Origin of the sequence: Pedobacter sp. HDW13, from assembly GCF_011303555.1 — a bacterium.
GTDB lineage: Bacteria > Bacteroidota > Bacteroidia > Sphingobacteriales > Sphingobacteriaceae > Pedobacter.
In genome coordinates this window covers 5,620,474-5,638,966 of sequence record NZ_CP049868.1, presented here as the reverse complement: position 1 = coordinate 5,638,966, position 18,493 = coordinate 5,620,474, and the positions used below count along the sequence as shown (strand labels likewise).

Here is an 18,493-nt window from a genome sequence, read left to right as displayed (position 1 = left end):
AACATAAATCAGTATAGCTATTTTAATAGCCTTAAATTTGTATGGAAATAGAAAGAGCCATCATGTTGAAAGAAGAAGTAGCAGCGCGTTATAAGCAAATACAAGATGAGATTTGCCGTGGATTGGAAATTGCCGATGGCAAGGGAAGTTTGAAGAGGAGCTTTGGGAGCGAAACGGTGGGGAGGCGGACGTACCCGGATTATGCAGAACGGTGCGATTATCGAAAAAGGTGGCGTAAATTTTTCGGCTGTACACGGCAAACTACCCGAAGCCGTTAAAAAAGCTTTCAATGTAACCGAAGACGATTTTTTTGCAACAGGTGTTTCTATTGTAATCCACCCGAACCATCCGCTGGTACCGATTATCCACATGAATATCCGTTATTTCGAACTTAATGAAAACACACGCTGGTTTGGTGGCGGAATTGATTTAACGCCACATTATGTTTTTGAAAATGACGCCAGGTTTTTTCACCATAAATTAAAAAATGCCTGCGATGAGTTCAGCGCAGATTTTTACCCGAAATTTAAAACGCATGCCGACGATTATTTCTTTATTAAACACCGCGAAGAAACCCGTGGTATTGGCGGCATTTTTTATGATCGGTTAAAACCAGAAAATACCAATTTAAGCTGGGAGCAGATTTTAGATTTCTCTATCAATGTTGGCGAAACTTTTCTGCCGATTTATACTGAATTAATTGACCGTAACCGCGATAAAGAATTTACTGAGCAACAAAAAGAATGGCAGTATCAGCGCCGGAGCCGTTATGTAGAATTTAACCTGGTTTACGATTCTGGAACTAAATTCGGATTGGAAACCAATGGCCGTATCGAATCAATTTTGATGAGCTTACCGCCACAGGCCAATTGGGGTTATAATGTACAGCCAGCTGTTGGTACTGAAGAATATGAAACTGTGCAATTGCTTAAAAAAGGCATAAACTGGGTGTAGGTTTTAAACTTAAAATCGTCAATGCTGAATTTATTTCAGCATCCCTATGCTTTATTCGCGATAATTAAAACAGCGTTAAATCTGGTACAACTTCATGAAAACCGGCTTTGAGTTTGCCAGTTCTAAAGTCGTTGACAATGTTATGCGCCAATCTTGTTGGCTCCGGAATCCGGTAGTTTCCAATACAATTTTTAATTACTTCGAGGCTTTGTTCCTGCGTAATTAAATGCCCGGCCGATACGTAAACCGGCGCACAATTATTTTTGGTACGGAGTGCAAATCCAAGCGTTTCGCCATGGCTTTTAATTACTGTTGTGCTAAATTTATTGGGTTCAGGCACATGATTTTCGCCATACAACAGACTTTTGGCGCAACCAATTGTTGCCTGATTGGTTAAAATACCAAAATGAGACGCAACACCCATGCGCCTCGGGTGCAGAATTCCATTGCCATCAAGCACCACAATATCCGGCTTATCTGCAATTAATTCCCAAACTCTCAGCAAAGCCGGAACTTCTTTAAAACCTAAAAAACCAGGCTTGTATGGAAAATTGGTTTCGAAAGTGGCTAAAGCAAAAGATTTTAATACCATAGCCGGATATTCAAGCATCACAATTGTAGCGTACATGGTTGTACTGTTTTTGTTGAACGAAATATCAGCACCAGCAATGGTTTTAATTTTATCTACCTGCGCAAATTTTAATTGTTTTGCAAGCTCAATTTGGTAAGCGGTTGCTTCCTGAAAGCTATAATGATCGTACATATTTGAAGTACAAGTTTGGAGATAAATAGTTTTTATCAATCATGTTCCAACAGTAAATATACTCAAATGCTAAGTAGAAATACGCAGCAAAATAAGGGTGATATTACGCTGTTTTGATATAGCTGTTTACTGGATATTTGGTTGACAACTTTAAGGAATAATCAGTGCGAAACGCTCTTTTGTTCTTTATAATCTGATTGAGCCTTGAGTTGTAGGGAAACCGAAACCCTTGTAAAAAAGAGGATTATCTATAAAACAAAAAAAATGGGATTTTATTCAACTGAACCGGTAAATCCGGCCAAAACAACAGTAACTTATCTGTGGACAGGATTACGTACCCCTGGGATTTTTATTGTAGAAGTTCAAGGCGATGCGCCAAACTATTCGTATGGCTTTACCTTAACACGTGATCCGCAGTTTGTTGGTGGACTTAAAATTAATTCTATGGGCTGGACAGGACCTTTAGCAAGTGGTACATCGCCATATATATCGAGAGGATCATTTCCTGGGCATTTCCAAAATCAAATTGTAATATCAGGATCAAACGGAGATTTTTTAATCCCTGTAAAAGAAGTTCCACACGACCAGGTTGATAGTTATATCAAATCTCAGGCTGAAGAAGCTGTTGGTGTGTAATTAAATAAATTTAAACGATATTCCCATTTGATGCATAATATCAAATGGGAATTTTTTGTCAAAAGGGAAGAAGGGGATTCCTATCAGATAGTCGTAACAAAAATCCGCATACTAAAGTCCTTTTATTTACATCTTAGTTGTTTTATTTAGCTAAATTGGTTCGGAAAACAAATAAATAGCGGTAAACAACCTAAAATGGTTTTAGTCCAAATTTTAATGCTCACTTCATCCTATGCCATTGCTAAAATTATCGGCGTCGTATTCATCTATTTTTTTACCCGACAATTAAACCGAAGTTTTAAGCGAGAGCATGGCATTATAGCATATTCAGCGCCAGAGGAAATTCAGGAAAGCATGGATGAAATAGAGAAAATAGTTGCAATTGATTTTATAGCAAATTCGGATGAAATTGCACTCGTTAAAGGGGTGGGTAATCAGAGCCTATTTATAGAAATTGTTGATGCCGACCTTAATCACAAAGAAACCATCAGTTTAGCCGATGAAATTTTCAATACTCATAAATTCAATAAGTTTCAATGTTTGCCAGATCGTCATTTTTATTTTAATATGTCTGTTTTCCAAGCTGAAAAATGGAATAAATGGCACTTGAAGATCGATTTTTATGGAAATATATTTTTTGAAGAAGACAGTTTTGATTATAACCGAAGCATGGGTGATCCGATAGATCTGTTTTGCTCTTCAGATTACAAGCGCCTGAGCCTTTGTTATTTTTTTAAGGATGAAGAAGAACCACGCGGAAATTTTTCTGTTTTTAATATAGAAGATTATGAAAATCCGGAATTAATATCTTCTTTGAAAATCGATGATAAAAAAGGATTTGTAATTCAATATGTAATTCTAAAGCTTGAAGAATTTTCCATTACGTTGGAAAAAAGGATTAATATCAAATATGGCCAAAATGTTTTCGGTCATATTTATTTCTTAATCAACCAAAGCATTGTTAAGGTGGATTACAACAAAATCAGGATTCGCCATATTGAAACGAATGAAAATAAAATTATTCCACGTGATGAGCATTCGCCTTATTGTTCAAACGAAAACACCTTGGTTTACCTGAATAATCATCAGTTAGAAAAATTAAGTTTTTCTTAAGTAAAACGGAGGTTACAGGGATAATATCTTAGATTATTAATTTGTCATATAATTAATATTATGTTAAGTTGTATTTTAGCAATACTAACCTACTCGCTGTAATCAGCTCAAAAAATCACAAAATAAATTAATGAATCAGTGCGATATCTTTATTGGAATTATAGTTCCTGAAGTTTGCGGTTAAGCTCCTGAACTTTGTCTGTAGCTTTTTTACGGGTGTAAATATCAAGCAGCAGCTGAACAGTTTTTTTATCGTTCGGATTGATTTCGTTGGCGCGCTGTAAAGCAAATTGTGCGCGATTAATTAAACCATTGTATTTACTGGCTTTATCGGCATCATTCTTTTTAAGCGTTTCGTTAGCGGTATTGATGTACGCGATGCTCAGTTGGTACAATGCGTCAAAATAATTCTGATCAGTTGCCAAAGCTTTATCGTAAGCTAAAATTGCGGTAGAATTGTTTCCGCCAACTTGCTGCAAATAACCGTAAAGAAAATACAGTAATTTACTACCCTTTTCAACCTGTAAGTTTTTTTCAATCAATGAAGTGGCTTTACTGTAATTTTCAGTATCGAGTAAAAGATTAATGTAGTCGTTGGTTAGGAAACGGTTAAACGGATTTAATACCAGTCCTTCTTCCAGCGTCCTGATTGCAGTTTCATAATCAGATTTTACTACATACATTTGCGCCATTTTTTGGTAAACCGACGGATTTTTAATGCCGTTTTCTTTGGCGCGTTTAAAATAATTTAACGATTCATCGTACGATTGAATGTTTAAAGCACAAATGGCCGTATTTAATGCCAATGTGGTATCTGCTGGAAACTTATTGCTTACTTCCTTTAAATCGGTAAAAGCTTCCTTAAATTCATTATTGAAAAAAGCTTCGTTGCCTTTATCCTGCTTTTTGATCAGGATATTGTGGTCAGATGCTTTAATCAGGCCAGAATTATCGTTGTATCTATCAAGCGATTTGGCTTTGGCCACCGCCTCTACTGCTGTATCGTAATATTTATTCGAATTGCCCTGATCGGTATCAATTATAGCCGCGAAAGAAGTTAAGTAGGATTTTATTGACCAGGTTTCGGTCCAGTTTTTTGTTTTACTGTCTTTCTCGGCCGATTCAATTGATTTTAAGCCATCGGTAATGATTGCCAGTTGTTTCTTTTGGTCTTCTTTATTGGCAATTGAAGCCTGCAATTTACCAACCGAATTTCTTGCGATCAGGATTTGGCTTTTTTGAGCTGCCGCGTTAAAAGAGACTAAAGTTAAAGCGATCAATGATATTTTAAAGCAATTCTGCATAGGATAAAGAAATGAGTAAAACTATAATAAACCATAAAAATAGACATAAAAAAAAGAGCCCCGAAATTTCAGGGCTCTTTTTTTAAAACGTTAACTAAATTATTGTTTAGGCAAAGCGTCTAAACGTTTTTTAATTTCGTCGTAGTTTTTAGTGTCGTTTCTGAAAGCGTAAATGGTTTTCAACGTTTCTAATGCACCTGCATTTTTGCTGTCAACCTCTAGTGCTTTTTTGTAAAAAGGAAGCGATTTATCTAACAAAGCGTTCATTTTAGCGGTTACTTCGTTAAATTCTTTCACTTTTTTAGGATCGATTTTATTTCTGTCGGCTTGTAATTTTAAAGCCTGACCGAAATAAATGTTTCCTAATAAAACCTGATAATTTGCATTGTTTGGTTCTTTAGTTGCTAAAGCTACCAGCATTTGCTCAGATTTTGCAGCATCACCCCTATCAATATAAATTTGAGTCTCAGTTTTGATCCACTCAGTGTTTTCAGGGAATTTAGCCGTTGCTTCTTTAATTACAGCTAAAGCAGCAGTGGTATCTTTCTGTTTGGCTAAAATGGTGCTGATAATTTCATTATACAGATCTTTAGATTGTGGCGCATTAAAAGCGATTACTTTTTTAAACTGGGTAATCATGCCCGGATAATCTTCAATCGTTCTTGCAGCAATACCTGCGTTTAAATACATTGAAGTATCCTGAGGGTTAATTTCGGTTGCCTGAACAAATTTTTGATAAGCAGTTTTGAAATCTTTTTTATTATAAGCAATTACACCACCGTTTCTAACTGCGTTAATTACGTTGGTTTCAGCTAAATTGATATTATCTTTCTCTGCACCTTTAGTATCCAGCTTTTTGGCTTCAACAATTGCTTCTCTTGCAATTTTTAAGTTTGCATCAGCATTTGCTGTGCTTACAGAATCTAAAATTGCAGCTGATGATGCAAAAAGTGCACGGTATGACCATGCTTCTGGCATTACTTTAGATTTTTCATCAGCAATAGCTTTATCGGTGTGAGCTAATCCTTTTGCTAAAGATTCTAATTTTTTTGCCAGTGGAGTTGAAGCATTAGACGAGGTTAGCTGGAATAAGCCCCAATCGTTTCTTGCTGCTGAAACTTCGCTTTTCTGAGCAAAAGCAGCGCTTACTGCACCTGCCAGAAATATACTTAGAAATACTCTTTTCATAATTTTTATTCTAATCTTAATTTTTAGTTAATTTTCTTCCGTTTCGTTATCTGAATCATCATCTTCGTCAGCATCATCAGCTTCTGCTGTAGTATCGGCTTCTAATTCTTCGCCATCAACTACAACACTTTCTAAATCAACTGTTTCTTCTTCATCTTCCTCGTGGTCGATTTTGGTTACCGATGCAATTTCGTCGTCGCCTTTTAGTGAGATTAAGCGTACGCCTTGCGTTGCACGACCCATAACCCTTAAAGCTGATACCGGAATCCGGATAACAATACCAGAACGATTAATGATCATCAAATCTTCGCTATCAGTAACGTCTTTAATCGAAACTAATTGTCCGGTTTTTTCAGTAACGTTAATGGTTTTTACTCCTTTACCACCACGGTTGGTTACACGGTAATCTTCAATATCGGTACGTTTTCCGTAACCTTTTTCTGATACTACTAACACGGTAACCTCAGGATTGTTTACAGCAATCATGCCAACTACTTCATCCTGATCGTGTGCCAGCCTTACACCGCGTACACCAGTAGCAGTTCTACCCATCGGACGAACAGTTTTTTCGTTGAAACGGATAGCCCTTCCTGAACGTAAAGCCATTACAATTTCGCTGTCGCCATTGGTTAAACAAGCTTCTAATAATACATCGCCTTCGTTAATGTTAATGGCGTTGATACCGTTAACACGCGGACGTGAATAAGCTTCAAGAGAAGTTTTCTTAATAGTACCTTTTTTGGTACACATAATAATAAAGTTGTTCTCTAAATATTCCTGGTCTTTCAGGTTTTTAACCTTAATGTAGGCCTTGATTTTCTCTTCTTTCGGAATATTGATGATATTCTGGATTGCCCTTCCCTTGCTGGTACGCGAACCTTCCGGAATTTCGTAAACCCTTAACCAGAAACATCTTCCTGCTTCGGTAAAGAATAGCATATAGTTGTGGTTTGTGGCCACCAACATGTGTTCGATAAAGTCTTCGTTACGTGAAGTACTGCCTTTTGATCCTTTTCCACCTCTACCCTGCGCTTTAAATTCGGTTGCTGGCGTACGTTTAACGTAACCTTCGTGCGAAATGGTAATTACTACCTCTTCATCGTCGATGAAATCTTCCATGCTCATATCTTCGGCAGAGTGAACAATGGTGGTTTTACGGGCATCGCCGAATTTCTGTTTTACTTCTTCCAACTCATCCTTAATGATTTGCATCCTTAAGCCTTCGTCAGCTAAAACAGATTTCAAGTATTCGATGGTTTTCATCAGCTCAGCATATTCTTCTTTAATCTTATCACGTTCTAGTCCCGTTAAACGACGTAAAGTCATATCGAGGATAGCACGTGCCTGAAGATCGCTTAAACCAAATTTCTCCATCAATCCTACGCGGGCTTCCTCCGGAGTTTCTGAAGCACGAATTAATTTAATTACTTCGTCTAAATGATCTAAAGCAATTAAATAACCTTCTAAAATATGTGCACGTTTTTCGGCTTCAGCTAATTCAAATTTGGTACGGCGAACAACAACATCATGACGGTGGTCTACGAAATGCACAATTAAATCTTTAAGATTTAGCATTTGCGGACGGCCTTTTACCAATGCAATGTTATTTACACTGAATGATGTTTGTAGCGCAGTATACTTATATAAGTTATTTAATACGATTGAAGCATTGGCATCGCGTTTAATTTCGTACACGATACGGATACCATCTTTGTTCGATTCGTCTTTGATGTTTGAAATGCCTTCCAGTTTTTTCTCGCCAACCAATTCAGCAGTACGCTCAATCATTTGTGCTTTATTTACCTGATAAGGGATTTCGGTAACAATAATTACCTCACGGTCTTTTATGTTTTCGATTTCGGCTTTGGCGCGCATTACAATACGGCCACGGCCAGTTTCAAAAGCTTCTTTTACGCCGGTATAACCATAAATGATACCACCGGTAGGAAAATCAGGAGCTTTTACAAACTTCATTAATTCTTCTACAGTGATTTCGCGGTTGTCGATATAGTTAATTACACCATCAATAGCCTCGGTTAAGTTATGCGGGGCCATGTTGGTGGCCATACCTACTGCAATACCACTCGATCCGTTAACTAAAAGGTTCGGGATTTTTGAAGGTAGAACCGTTGGTTCCTGCTCGGTATCATCGAAGTTTAACTGAAAATCTACTGTATCTTTATTAATATCAGCAACCATTTCTTCAGCCAGTTTACTAAACCTAGCCTCGGTATAACGCATCGCAGCCGGAGAGTCACCATCAATGTGGCCAAAGTTTCCCTGTCCATCTACCATTGGATAGCGTAAACTCCAATCCTGAGCCATACGAACCATAGTGAAATAAACAGATGCATCACCATGCGGGTGGTACTTACCTAAAACCTCACCCACAATACGGGCAGATTTTTTATAAGGCTTACCGCTGGTTACGCCCAGCCCCAACATACCGTATAAAACACGGCGGTGTACTGGTTTTAATCCATCGCGTACATCAGGCAAAGCCCTCGATACGATTACCGACATTGAATAATCAATGTAGGCCGATTTCATCTGCTCTTCTATATTAATTTGAATGATTTTGTCGTTCTGCTGATTCTCTAAATCTTCTGCCATAAATTATTATTCTCGTTACTAAAAACGATGTTTAAAAAAGGTATTGTTATAACCTTGCGAATTTAACAAAATTATGCCGAAATAAGGCATTGTGGAAAAGTTTTAGGCTTTCATTAGGGTTTTGAATCTCCTGACTGTTTTTAATTCGCTGTAGGTTAGTTTAAGCGTTTTTGGATAAGTCTATCAGGTTTTTAAAACCTGATAGACTTTATGCGGTTTGTAGAGAACTAAAATTGAGTTTATGGGGTAATTCTGATACTTTTGCGCATCAACCTTTTACACTATGGCAAACGAAAAAAAATCGGCAATGGGTTTTATTATGGTTACCCTCCTGATAGATTTTACAGGTTTTGGGATCATCATTCCGGTTTTACCAAAGCTGATACAGGATTTTACAGGTGGTGGCTTTGGTTTGGCAGCAGAATATGGTGGTTGGCTAACGCTCGCTTACGCCTCAGTACAGTTTATATCTTCGCCTATTATTGGTGCGCTTAGTGATCGCTACGGTCGCAGGCCGGTTTTATTAAGCTCTTTGTTTGGTTTGGGTATTGATTATATTTTCCTGGCTTTTGCACCTTCCATGATCTGGTTATTCGTTGGGCGGATTGTAGCTGGTATTACTGGTGCCAGTTTTACTACTGCACAAGCATATATTGCAGATATTTCTGCACCCGAAAAAAGGGCGCAGAATTTTGGTCTGGTAGGTGCAGCTTTTGGTGTAGGTTTTATCTTAGGGCCTGTATTGGGAGGCGCCTTTAGCCATTTTGGTACGCGCGTTCCTTTTATGGTAGCCGCGGGTTTATCGCTAATTAACTGGCTATATGGTTATTTTATTTTACCCGAATCGTTACCAGTAGAAAAGCGCAGAGCTTTTGAATGGAAAAGAGCCAACCCAATAGGTTCGTTACGAAGCATTGGCAAATACCCGGCTTTGATGGGGTTAATGGCTACTTTATTTTTATTGTATTTCTCCAGTCATTCGGTACAATCTAACTGGACTTTCTACACCATGGAGAAATTTAACTGGGATGCCTCATGGGTGGGTTACTCGTTGGGGTTTGTGGGCTTGGTAATTGGTGTGGTGCAAGGTGGCTTAATCCGGGTTATTTTACCAAAAATAGGCGAAAAGAAAGCGGTTTATTTTGGTTTGATGTTGTATATAATCGGTTTTGTGGCTTTTGCTTTTGCTACAAAGGGCTGGATGATGTTTGCCTTTATGCTACCTTATGGACTGGCCGGAATTGGAGGACCAGCGATGCAGGGTTTAATTTCTAACCAGATTCCTGCAAATGCGCAAGGCGAAATGCAGGGCGTTTTAACCGGTTTGCAGAGCTTGGCTGCGATATTTGCACCCTGGGTAATGACCCATATTTTTGCTTATTTTATTGAGGGGCATGCGCCGGTGTATTTTCCAGGAGCACCGTTTATTCTGAGTGCTGTTTTAACTTTGGTTGGGTTGTTTATTGCAATCAGATCGTTGAATAAATACCATTAGTTATTTCCCGCAAGTTAATAAGCGCATCCGTGTAATCCGCGAAATCAGCGGGAGATTTAAGCAAGTTTATTCCATCATTATTTTCCCGCAGATTTAAGAAGATAAACGCAGATTAAATTACGGTATCATTTGTATGCTCCGTGCAATCAGGAGGAAATAAAAAGTTACAACAACTCATTCGCCAGGTTGGCCAACTCGCTCCTTTCACCCTTATGCAAAGTAATGTGTGCATACAAGGGATGGTTTTTGGCGTTTTCTATTAAATATGACAATCCATTACTTTCCGAATCCAGATAAGGTGTATCTATCTGGTAAATATCGCCTGTAAATACAATTTTGGTATGCTCGCCTGCCCTCGAAATAATGGTTTTTACCTCATGAGGAGTTAAATTCTGGGCTTCGTCAATGATAAAGAAAATCTTAGTCAGCGTTCTTCCGCGTATAAAAGCCAAAGGTGCAATGGCTATTTTCTCAGTATTGATCAGTTCATCAATCTTTTCCGACATTTTATGGTCGCCGATAAACTGTTCTTTAATAAACCTGAGATTATCCCAGATGGGTGCCATAAAAGGATCGGTTTTCGATTTCGCATCGCCAGGCAGAAAACCAATATCTTTGTTGCTTAACGAAACAATGGGTCTGGTAACGTAAATCTGCCTGAAGTTTTTACGCTGTTCTAATGCGCTGGCTAATGCAAGCAAAGTTTTACCTGTTCCGGCATTTCCCTGTATGCTTACCAGTTTAATTTGGGGATCTAAAAGTGCATGTATAGCAAAAGCCTGTTCTATATTTTTGGGTTTGATTTTAAATATCGCATCAGTAGAAACGGCCGAAATGGTTTTTAAGCTATTGTTATAAAATACGTTGGCTGTTTTTCTTTTGTTTTTAAGAATGTAGAAATGATTGGCACTTTTGGCGGGGAGCCCGATATCTGTAGCATCAGTAAACGGTTGCTGTTTTACGGCCTCTATAATTTCTGTCGAAAAATTGTGCAGTTCAGTTTTGCCGGCATATAATTCATCTACATTTTTAATTTTACCGGTTTCGTAATCTTCGGCGTTTAACGATAAGGCTTTGGCTTTTAGCCTCAGGCAGATATCTTTCGATACCAGCACAACGCGTTTATCTGGATGTTCGGCCTTTAAACTTAAAGCAGCATTTAAAATTTTATGGTCGGTTTTGCCCTTGCCATACACCTCTTCGGCATTTACAGCAAGTGGGTTTTCGTTCAGAATTACTTTAAACTTACCCGAATTTGGCTTTTTAAGCGGAGTCCAGTCGCTGATGAGCTTTTGCTTAGCCGTTTCATCAATTAAGCGGATAAAGCTTCTGGCTTCGAAATTACGGGTATCGTTACCGCTTTTAAAATTATCGAGTTCTTCGAGCACTTGGATTGGAATGGCCACATCATGCTCATGGAAATTGTTAATCGCATCATGATCATAAAGGATTACTGAGGTATCCAAAACGAAAATTTTCTTTGTTAAACCGGGATCTGCTTTATCTTTTTTGGCCATAAAGTAAATTTAAGGTTTTAGCCATAATAAGCCGAAAGTTTGCCATTCTTTTTTAGCGTGCTTCAATTCTTTATTGGTGTTGGGCACTATCATTATATTGCCAAAGTACATTTATAATTTTCCATGAGTCATTCAGTTTTACCAGGTGCATATAGTCAATCCATTCATCGGCTAATAGCTTTACAGAAGCAGTCCTATCTGAAACATCAAGAAACTTAAGATCCTTTTTAGGGTTTACAGGGAATTTGTCGCTCTTCTTATTATAGCTTTCAGCCAATAGAACCATCGACTCTGCTGATGTTTCGCGCACATAATCTTTTCCGGTGGCCTTATCTTTCCAAAAAGTCCGTTTAACCAAACGTGGGTGTAATGCCTGTTCCATTTGCTTAGGATTGGGCTTGTGTTGCGATTCAATGTAATCAAGTGCGGCGCGTTTAATGTCTAGGCTATCTTGTTTCGTTTGTGCGAACGATGCTGTGGTTCCTAAAAGCAAGATGCTTAATATGATGATGTACTTCATGGCGTTAATGTGGTATTTGTTTTTAAATCAGTAACTTGTTATTGTTCAGGATAAATATATTCATTTCAAACTTTGTGATGCACTATTTATTTGCAGCAAAAATGTTAATTTTTAAGCCCTTCCCTTTTCCTGAAAGATAAAAAAACGATAAAATTTTTTAATTCAAAAAAATAAACGTTAATTAGACGATTATTTATTGTTATGAGCACAGCAAACTATGTAATAGGCGTAGATTACGGGACGGATTCTGTTCGTTCTGTTTTAGTCGATACCGCTAACGGGAAAGAAATTTCGGCCTCTGTTTTTCTTTATCCACGATGGCAAAAAGGTTTATATTGTAAACCTGCTATTAATCAATTCAGGCAACATCCGCTAGATTATATTGAAGGATTGGAATACACCATCAAACAGTGTATAGAAAAAGCTGGTGGTGCAGAAATTGCCCGACTGGTAAAGGGAATCTCTGTTGATACTACGGGTTCAAGTCCGGTGGCGGTTGATGCAAGTGGTACTCCCTTGGCCTTAACACCTGGTTTTGAAGAAAATCCTAACGCCATGTTTGTATTATGGAAAGATCATACCGCGGTTAAGGAAGCGGCAGAAATTAACGAGCATGCTACCAAATTCGAAACCAATTATTTAAAATATGTAGGTGGAATTTATTCCTCTGAATGGTTTTGGGCTAAGCTTTTGCGCACCTTAAGGGTCGATTCGGCGATTAAGAAAAGTGCCCAATCGTGGGTGGAACATTGTGATTGGGTTCCATTTTTACTCTGTGGCGGCAAAGATGTAACCACCATGAAACGCAGCCGCTGTGCCGCAGGACACAAAGCCTTATGGGCAGAAGAATTTAATGGTTTACCGCCAGAAGATTTCTTTAGCAGTCTCGATCCGCTTTTGGCTGGTTTCAGGGCCAAATTATTTAACGATACCGATACTTCTGATATTGCTGCAGGAACTTTATGTACCGAATGGGCTGATAAGTTAGGCTTAAATACCGATGTGGTAATTGGTGTAGGAGCTTTTGATGCGCACATGGGAGCTGTTGGAGGTCAGATTGAACCCTATTATTTAAGTAAAGTAATGGGCACGAGTACCTGCGATATATTAGTGGCACCAAACGAAGATTTACATGGTAAACTGATTAACGGTATCTGCGGACAGGTAAATGGTTCGGTAATTCCGGGGATGGCCGGTTTGGAAGCCGGACAATCGGCTTTTGGTGATGTATATGCTTGGTTTAAAAATTTAATCAGCTGGCCACTAAATAGTTTATTAACGGAATCTGAATTAATAAATGAAGCTACGGCGCTGGCTTTAAAGGAAGAGCTTGAAGCCAAGATTATTGCCAATTTGAGTAAGCAGGCCGATGCTTTAGAGGACGAAGATTATGCAGAGCTGGCTGTAGATTGGTTGAACGGTCGCAGAACACCTGATGCCAACCAGGAACTTAAAGGCGCTATAACAGGTTTAGGCTTGGGTACCGATGCTCCAAGATTTTTCCGGGCATTGGCTGCAGCAACTTGTTTCGGGGCTAAGGCCATTGTAGATCGCTTTATAGAACAAGGCGTACCTGTAAAAGGGATTATTGGTATTGGTGGTGTGGCTAAAAAATCGGCTTATATTATGCAAATGATGGCCGATGTATTAGAAATGCCAATCAGGATTCACCGTTTTGAGCATACCTGCGCTTTAGGTGCAGCCATGTTTGCTGCTGTTGCGGCAGGTATTTATCCAAACATTGAGGCTGCAATGGCTGCCATGGGAACTGGTTTTGAAAAAGAATACCAACCCAACGTGAAAAAGCAAAAGCTTTACCGCCAGCATTACGATCAATATTTAGGCCTGGGCCGTTACCTGGAGAAATACAGTAAAAAAGACGTAAAACCTTATTTATCATGAGCAACTATCAGGACATAAAACAGCAGGCCTACGAGGCCAATATGCAGTTGCCCAAACTAGGGCTGGTACTTTTTACCTTTGGTAATGTAAGCGCTGCCGATCGTGCTAAAGGCATTTTTGCCATTAAACCGAGCGGTGTGCCTTATGATGATTTAACACCGGAAAAAATGGTGATTGTAGATTTTGATGGTAACACGGTTGAAGGGAACCTTCGTCCCTCTTCTGATACCCAAACACATGCTGTTTTGTACAAACACTGGGAAAATATTGGTGGTGTAGTACATACCCACTCTACTTATGGTACGGCGTGGGCACAGGCACAAAAAGCCATCCCGATTTTTGGTACCACCCATGCCGACCATTTAACTGTTGATATTCCCTGCGCGCCTCCTATGGATGATGCCATGATTAAAGGCAATTATGAATATGAAACGGGTTTCCAGATTATAAACCATTTTGAAAGTTTAGGTTTAAGCCATAAAGAAGTAGAAATGATTTTAGTGAGTAACCACGCTCCTTTTACCTGGGGAAAAACTGCAGAAAAAGCGGTTTACAACAGCGCAGTGCTAGAAGCAGTTGCGCAGATGGCCTTATTAACGCAGCAAATTAATCCACAGGCCCCGAAGTTAAAAGACTCGCTCATTGAGAAGCATTATGAACGCAAGCATGGAGCCGGTGCTTATTACGGACAGAAGTAGTTAGTTCTCAGTTTTGAGCTGGCAGTTAGGAGTTTCATTAACCGAAATTGAACAAAAAATAAGAAACCTCACAGTTTTATAAAACCTGTGAGGTTTAATTGAATAAATAAAAACAACATAAACAGTAATGATTGATTTAAAAAAATTACAGGTTTGGTTTATTACCGGAACACAACATTTGTACGGCGAAGAAACCTTAAAACAAGTGGCAGCGCATGCACAACAAGTTGCTGATTCGTTAAACAAGAATGGAAATATCTCGGTTTCTGTGGTGTACAAACCGATTGTGAAAACTACCGAAGAGATTTTTGAAACTTTACAGCAAGCCAATATCGACGAAAATTGTATCGGGGTAATTACCTGGATGCACACTTTCTCGCCTGCTAAAATGTGGATCAGAGGCTTAAATGTATTGCAAAAACCATTGCTGCACTTACATACTCAGTTTAACCGCGATATTCCGTGGAATACGATTGATATGGATTTTATGAACCTGAACCAAAGTGCACATGGCGACCGCGAATTCGGTTTTATGGTTTCGCGTATGCGTAAAGACCGTAAAGTTGTGGTTGGGCACTGGCAGGATGAAGAAGTAGCTAAACAGATTGATACCTGGTGCAGAGCTGCTGCAGGCTGGAACGATTGGCAAGGTGCTAAATTTGTGCGTTTTGGTGATAATATGCGCTTTGTAGCCGTAACGGATGGCGATAAAGTTGAAGCAGAAATGAAATTCGGTTTCTCGGTAAATACTTATGGCATTGGCGATTTAGTGGCCGTGATTAATGGAGTTGGTGAAGATGCTATTCAAGCTTTACTAAAAGAGTACGAGGCTACTTACGAGATGGCCGATGATTTGAAGGCTGGTGGTGCGAGACATCAATCGGTTTACGATGCTGCCAAAATTGAACTTGGCTTACGGAAATTCCTGGTTGATGGCGGTTTTAAAGGTTTCTCTGATACTTTTGAAGATTTACATGGTATGATTCAGTTACCAGGTATTGCTGCCCAACGCTTAATGGCCGATGGTTATGGTTTTGCCGGTGAAGGTGACTGGAAAACAGCGGCTTTGGTACGCGCCTGCAAAGTAATGGGTGCTGGTTTACCGGGCGGAAATGCTTTTATGGAAGACTATACTTATCATTTCGATCCTTCTAATGCATTGGTTCTAGGTTCGCACATGCTGGAAGTTGATGCCAGCTTAGCTTCGGGAAAAGCAAGTTTAGAAGTGCATCCGCTGGGTATTGGCGGTAAAGCCGATCCTGCACGTTTAGTGTTTAACGTAGGTGGCGGCGATGCCTTAAATGCATCGTTAATTGATATGGGTAACCGTTTCCGTTTACTGGTTAATGAGGTTAAAGCAGTTGAGGCCGAAAATGACCTGCCTAATCTTCCTGTTGCCCGTGTGCTCTGGAAACCGCTGCCGGATATGAAAACGGGTTGTGCGGCATGGATTTACGCAGGTGGTGCACACCATACAGCCTACAGTCAGAATTTAACTACCGAACACTTATCAGATTTTGCAAACATCGCAGGATTAGAATACATAAATATCGGAGCTGATACCAAAATCAACCAGTTTAGAAATGAACTACATTGGAATGAGGTTTTTTATAAAGGTTAAGCAACAAAGCGCTCGATAATGTTAAAGCCGATAATGATCTAAATTATCGGCTTTTTTTATGCCTATGGTTCGGCAGCGATACAATCGCTGTTCTCGTACATCCGCGTTGCAAACGCGGACGATGGTTTTTGTCATTCTGAACGCAGTGAAGAATCCCATCCAATTAAACAATTCGGTTAGAGATTCTTCACTGCGTTCAGAATGACAGATTTATCTACTCCCCAATCTTTGCAATTGCCTTAATTACCCCGTTTTTCGGATCTAACCAGCTTTCAAAGTTATCTTTAATGTCTTCAAAATTAACCTGATGGGTGATATATGTTGCGGGGTTAACCAAACCGGTTTTGATAGATTGAATTACATGTTCAAAATCTACAATGGTAGCATTTCTGCTGCTCATTAAGGTCGACTCGCGTTTGTGGAATTCGGGGTGATTAAAAATTAAATCTCCTTTTTGCAGGCCAATCAATACAAATCTGGCTCCATGGGCCATGTAGTTTATGGCATTGTTTATGGCTTTTTGGTTACCTGTTGCATCGATTACCACTGTAGGCATATCGCCATTGGTAATTTTACTTAGATGCTCCGTTACATCAGGCGATAAGGCATTTATGGTGTGTGTAACACCTAATTTTTCTTTGCAAAACTTCAGACGGTCATCATTTATGTCGAGTGCAATTACCTCTGCGCTGGCAATACGGGCAAATTCCATTGTACCCAAGCCGATTGGACCAGCTCCTATTACCAGCACAAATTCGCCGGGTTGTACATCAGCCCTGCGCACCCCATGAGCACCAATGGCCAGAGGTTCTACCAAAGCAAGTTCATCATAACTCAAGCCTTCGCCATGCAAAAGCGTACGCGATGGCACAGTTAAATATTCGCGCATACCACCATCTACATGCACACCGCAAACCTGCATTTTAACACAGCAATTGGGTTTGTGCATGCGGCAGGCAATACATTCGCCGCAATTAAAATAAGGAATAAAGGTAACAGCCTCTCCTATTTTAAAATCGCTTCTGCCATCAATGGCAACCAGCTCGCCCGAAAGCTCGTGCCCTAAAATGCGTGGATAATTGAAGAAAGGTTGCGTGCCTTCAAAAGCATGTAAGTCGGTACCACAAATGCCAATTCTCTTTATTTTAATAATGGCCTGGTCTTTTTGAAGTTCAGGTTTTTCAGTTTCTGAATATTCGAAAGTGCCAGGGGTTGTACAGGTAAGGGTTTTCATTTTAATTTTAATGATTGAATTTTGAATGATAGATTGAATGCTAATTAATGAATAAATATATTGTTGATAATATTCAATCATTCATAACTCTTTCATTCAATAATTAATATTTAAGCATTTGCCAAAGCTCTGTCTAAGTGCACATATCCGCCATCTACATGGATAATCTGTCCGGTAGTGTGGCTTGATTTGTTCGACATTAGAAAAACTGTCATATTCGCAATTTCTTCGGCGGTTGTCATTCTGTTTTCTAAAGGGATTTTAGCCGTAATTTCGTTCAGCTTTTCCTGTGCATCTGTCAGGGTTTCGATCCAGGTTTCGTAGGCTGGTGTCCAGCATTCGGCTACTACCACCGCATTTACCCTGATCCCATATTTTAATAGCTCTACCGCCCACTCGCGGGTTAATGCGTTTCTACCGCCATTGGCTGCTGCGTAGGCAGAGGTATTTCCCTGACCGGTTTCGGCAGTTTTTGAAGTAATGTTTACAATTGCTCCTTTGCTTTTAATCAGCTCGGGCAAGGCATGATGCGCCATTAAATAGTAATGTATTACATTTTTGTGCAGCGATGCCATGAAACCTTCATAATTACCACTTTCAAGGCCTACTCCATCATTCACGCCAGCATTGTTAACCAAACCGTCTATCCTGCCAAATTTAGCTACGATTTGCGCAACTACTTTTTCGCAATCTTCAGGTCGGGAAAGTTCGGCTACAAACTGTTCGGCTTTTTTGCCTTGCGCAGTAATTTCGTCAACCACTTTCTGGTTGTCTTCAGCCTTTCTGCCTACAATTACGGCAATGGCATCTTCCTTAGCAAATACTTCGGCAATACTTCGGCCAATGCCTTTAGCCGCGCCGGTAATGATAATAACTTTTTCTTTTAACTGTAAATCCATATTTTTTCATTTTTTGCCACAGATTTCACAGATAAA

The 18,493-nt window shown here is 39.4% G+C and carries 14 protein-coding genes and 1 pseudogene; 7 read left to right on the top strand and 8 right to left on the bottom strand.

Annotated features, from left to right (window positions below; all coding sequences use genetic code 11):
* Window positions 1-62 precede the first annotated feature (62 nt).
* Window positions 63-954 (top strand): annotated as a pseudogene (gene hemF, locus G7074_RS23380) (oxygen-dependent coproporphyrinogen oxidase).
* Window positions 955-1,018: 64 nt separating this feature from the next.
* Here hemF and G7074_RS23375 read toward each other — a convergent pair.
* A complete protein-coding gene (locus G7074_RS23375; protein WP_166211658.1) occupies window positions 1,019-1,717 on the bottom strand; it encodes an endonuclease V in 699 nt (232 codons plus the stop codon).
* Between the two features lie 264 nt (window positions 1,718-1,981).
* Here G7074_RS23375 and G7074_RS23370 point away from each other — a divergent pair, with 264 nt between their 5' ends.
* Both G7074_RS23370 and G7074_RS23365 read left to right on the top strand, forming a co-directional pair.
* Window positions 1,982-2,353, top strand: coding sequence for a hypothetical protein (locus tag G7074_RS23370; RefSeq protein ID WP_166211656.1), 372 nt, complete (start codon window positions 1,982-1,984; stop codon window positions 2,351-2,353).
* Between the two features lie 195 nt (window positions 2,354-2,548).
* Window positions 2,549-3,466 carry a hypothetical protein gene (locus tag G7074_RS23365; RefSeq protein WP_166211653.1) on the top strand — a complete coding sequence of 306 codons (918 nt, stop codon included), beginning with the start codon at window positions 2,549-2,551 and terminating at the stop codon, window positions 3,464-3,466.
* A 158-nt stretch (window positions 3,467-3,624) separates the two neighbouring features.
* Here G7074_RS23365 and G7074_RS23360 read toward each other — a convergent pair whose 3' ends face one another.
* The 3 genes from G7074_RS23360 to gyrA all read right to left on the bottom strand — a co-directional run bounded on the left by G7074_RS23360 (window position 3,625) and on the right by gyrA (window position 8,571).
* Window positions 3,625-4,770 (bottom strand): lipopolysaccharide assembly protein LapB, encoded by a 1,146-nt coding sequence (locus G7074_RS23360; RefSeq protein WP_124561440.1) that lies wholly within the window; start codon window positions 4,768-4,770, stop codon window positions 3,625-3,627.
* A 99-nt stretch (window positions 4,771-4,869) separates the two neighbouring features.
* A complete protein-coding gene (locus G7074_RS23355; protein ID WP_124561439.1) occupies window positions 4,870-5,958 on the bottom strand; it encodes a tetratricopeptide repeat protein in 1,089 nt (362 codons plus the stop codon).
* 27 nt (window positions 5,959-5,985) lie between these two features.
* Window positions 5,986-8,571, bottom strand: coding sequence for a DNA gyrase subunit A (gene gyrA / locus G7074_RS23350; RefSeq protein ID WP_124561438.1), 2,586 nt, complete (start codon window positions 8,569-8,571; stop codon window positions 5,986-5,988).
* Between the two features lie 283 nt (window positions 8,572-8,854).
* Here gyrA and G7074_RS23345 point away from each other — a divergent pair, with 283 nt between their 5' ends.
* On the top strand, window positions 8,855-10,066 hold the full coding sequence (locus tag G7074_RS23345; protein WP_124561437.1) for a TCR/Tet family MFS transporter: 1,212 nt from the start codon (window positions 8,855-8,857) through the stop codon (window positions 10,064-10,066).
* Between the two features lie 164 nt (window positions 10,067-10,230).
* On the opposite strand, the gene G7074_RS23340 is transcribed toward G7074_RS23345, so the two are convergent.
* Window positions 10,231-11,583, bottom strand: coding sequence for a PhoH family protein (locus G7074_RS23340; protein WP_124561436.1), 1,353 nt, complete (start codon window positions 11,581-11,583; stop codon window positions 10,231-10,233).
* A 70-nt stretch (window positions 11,584-11,653) separates the two neighbouring features.
* Complete coding sequence (locus tag G7074_RS23335) at window positions 11,654-12,103, bottom strand: nuclear transport factor 2 family protein (protein ID WP_124561435.1); 450 nt, start codon at window positions 12,101-12,103, stop codon at window positions 11,654-11,656.
* A gap of 201 nt (window positions 12,104-12,304) precedes the next feature.
* Here G7074_RS23335 and G7074_RS23330 point away from each other — a divergent pair, with 201 nt between their 5' ends.
* The 3 genes from G7074_RS23330 (at window position 12,305) to araA (ending at window position 16,324) form a co-directional block, all read left to right on the top strand.
* Window positions 12,305-14,005, top strand: coding sequence for a ribulokinase (locus G7074_RS23330; protein ID WP_166211650.1), 1,701 nt, complete (start codon window positions 12,305-12,307; stop codon window positions 14,003-14,005).
* Window positions 14,002-14,703: an L-ribulose-5-phosphate 4-epimerase gene (locus tag G7074_RS23325; protein WP_166211647.1), complete on the top strand. Its 702-nt coding sequence runs from the start codon at window positions 14,002-14,004 to the stop codon at window positions 14,701-14,703. The genes G7074_RS23330 and G7074_RS23325 overlap by 4 nt, the downstream gene beginning before the upstream one ends.
* A 127-nt stretch (window positions 14,704-14,830) precedes the next feature.
* A complete protein-coding gene (araA, locus tag G7074_RS23320) occupies window positions 14,831-16,324 on the top strand; it encodes an L-arabinose isomerase (RefSeq protein ID WP_124561432.1) in 1,494 nt (497 codons plus the stop codon).
* 214 nt (window positions 16,325-16,538) lie between these two features.
* On the opposite strand, the gene G7074_RS23315 is transcribed toward araA, so the two are convergent.
* Together G7074_RS23315 and G7074_RS23310 are read right to left on the bottom strand one after the other, a co-directional pair.
* Entirely contained in the window at window positions 16,539-17,558 is a 1,020-nt protein-coding gene (locus tag G7074_RS23315; protein WP_124561431.1) for a zinc-binding alcohol dehydrogenase family protein, read from the bottom strand.
* A 110-nt stretch (window positions 17,559-17,668) separates the two neighbouring features.
* The gene (locus G7074_RS23310) at window positions 17,669-18,457 is read right to left on the bottom strand and encodes an SDR family oxidoreductase (RefSeq protein ID WP_124561430.1); all 789 of its coding nucleotides are present in this window, start codon (window positions 18,455-18,457) and stop codon (window positions 17,669-17,671) included.
* Between the last annotated feature and the right edge of the window lie 36 nt (window positions 18,458-18,493).

What these genes read in the sequence shown, in the direction of transcription:
- G7074_RS23345 (WP_124561437.1), top strand. Translation starts at nt 8,855, where the DNA reads ATGGCAAACGAAAAAAAATCGGCAATGGGTTTTATTATGGTTACCCTC.
- G7074_RS23325 (WP_166211647.1), top strand. Translation starts at nt 14,002, where the DNA reads ATGAGCAACTATCAGGACATAAAACAGCAGGCCTACGAGGCCAATATG.
- G7074_RS23310 (WP_124561430.1), bottom strand. Translation starts at nt 18,457, where the DNA reads ATGGATTTACAGTTAAAAGAAAAAGTTATTATCATTACCGGCGCGGCT.
- G7074_RS23365 (WP_166211653.1), top strand. Translation starts at nt 2,549, where the DNA reads ATGGTTTTAGTCCAAATTTTAATGCTCACTTCATCCTATGCCATTGCT.
- G7074_RS23355 (WP_124561439.1), bottom strand. Translation starts at nt 5,958, where the DNA reads ATGAAAAGAGTATTTCTAAGTATATTTCTGGCAGGTGCAGTAAGCGCT.
- G7074_RS23340 (WP_124561436.1), bottom strand. Translation starts at nt 11,583, where the DNA reads ATGGCCAAAAAAGATAAAGCAGATCCCGGTTTAACAAAGAAAATTTTC.
- araA (WP_124561432.1), top strand. Translation starts at nt 14,831, where the DNA reads ATGATTGATTTAAAAAAATTACAGGTTTGGTTTATTACCGGAACACAA.
- gyrA (WP_124561438.1), bottom strand. Translation starts at nt 8,571, where the DNA reads ATGGCAGAAGATTTAGAGAATCAGCAGAACGACAAAATCATTCAAATT.
- G7074_RS23370 (WP_166211656.1), top strand. Translation starts at nt 1,982, where the DNA reads ATGGGATTTTATTCAACTGAACCGGTAAATCCGGCCAAAACAACAGTA.
- G7074_RS23335 (WP_124561435.1), bottom strand. Translation starts at nt 12,103, where the DNA reads ATGAAGTACATCATCATATTAAGCATCTTGCTTTTAGGAACCACAGCA.
- G7074_RS23375 (WP_166211658.1), bottom strand. Translation starts at nt 1,717, where the DNA reads ATGTACGATCATTATAGCTTTCAGGAAGCAACCGCTTACCAAATTGAG.
- G7074_RS23330 (WP_166211650.1), top strand. Translation starts at nt 12,305, where the DNA reads ATGAGCACAGCAAACTATGTAATAGGCGTAGATTACGGGACGGATTCT.
- G7074_RS23360 (WP_124561440.1), bottom strand. Translation starts at nt 4,770, where the DNA reads ATGCAGAATTGCTTTAAAATATCATTGATCGCTTTAACTTTAGTCTCT.
- G7074_RS23315 (WP_124561431.1), bottom strand. Translation starts at nt 17,558, where the DNA reads ATGAAAACCCTTACCTGTACAACCCCTGGCACTTTCGAATATTCAGAA.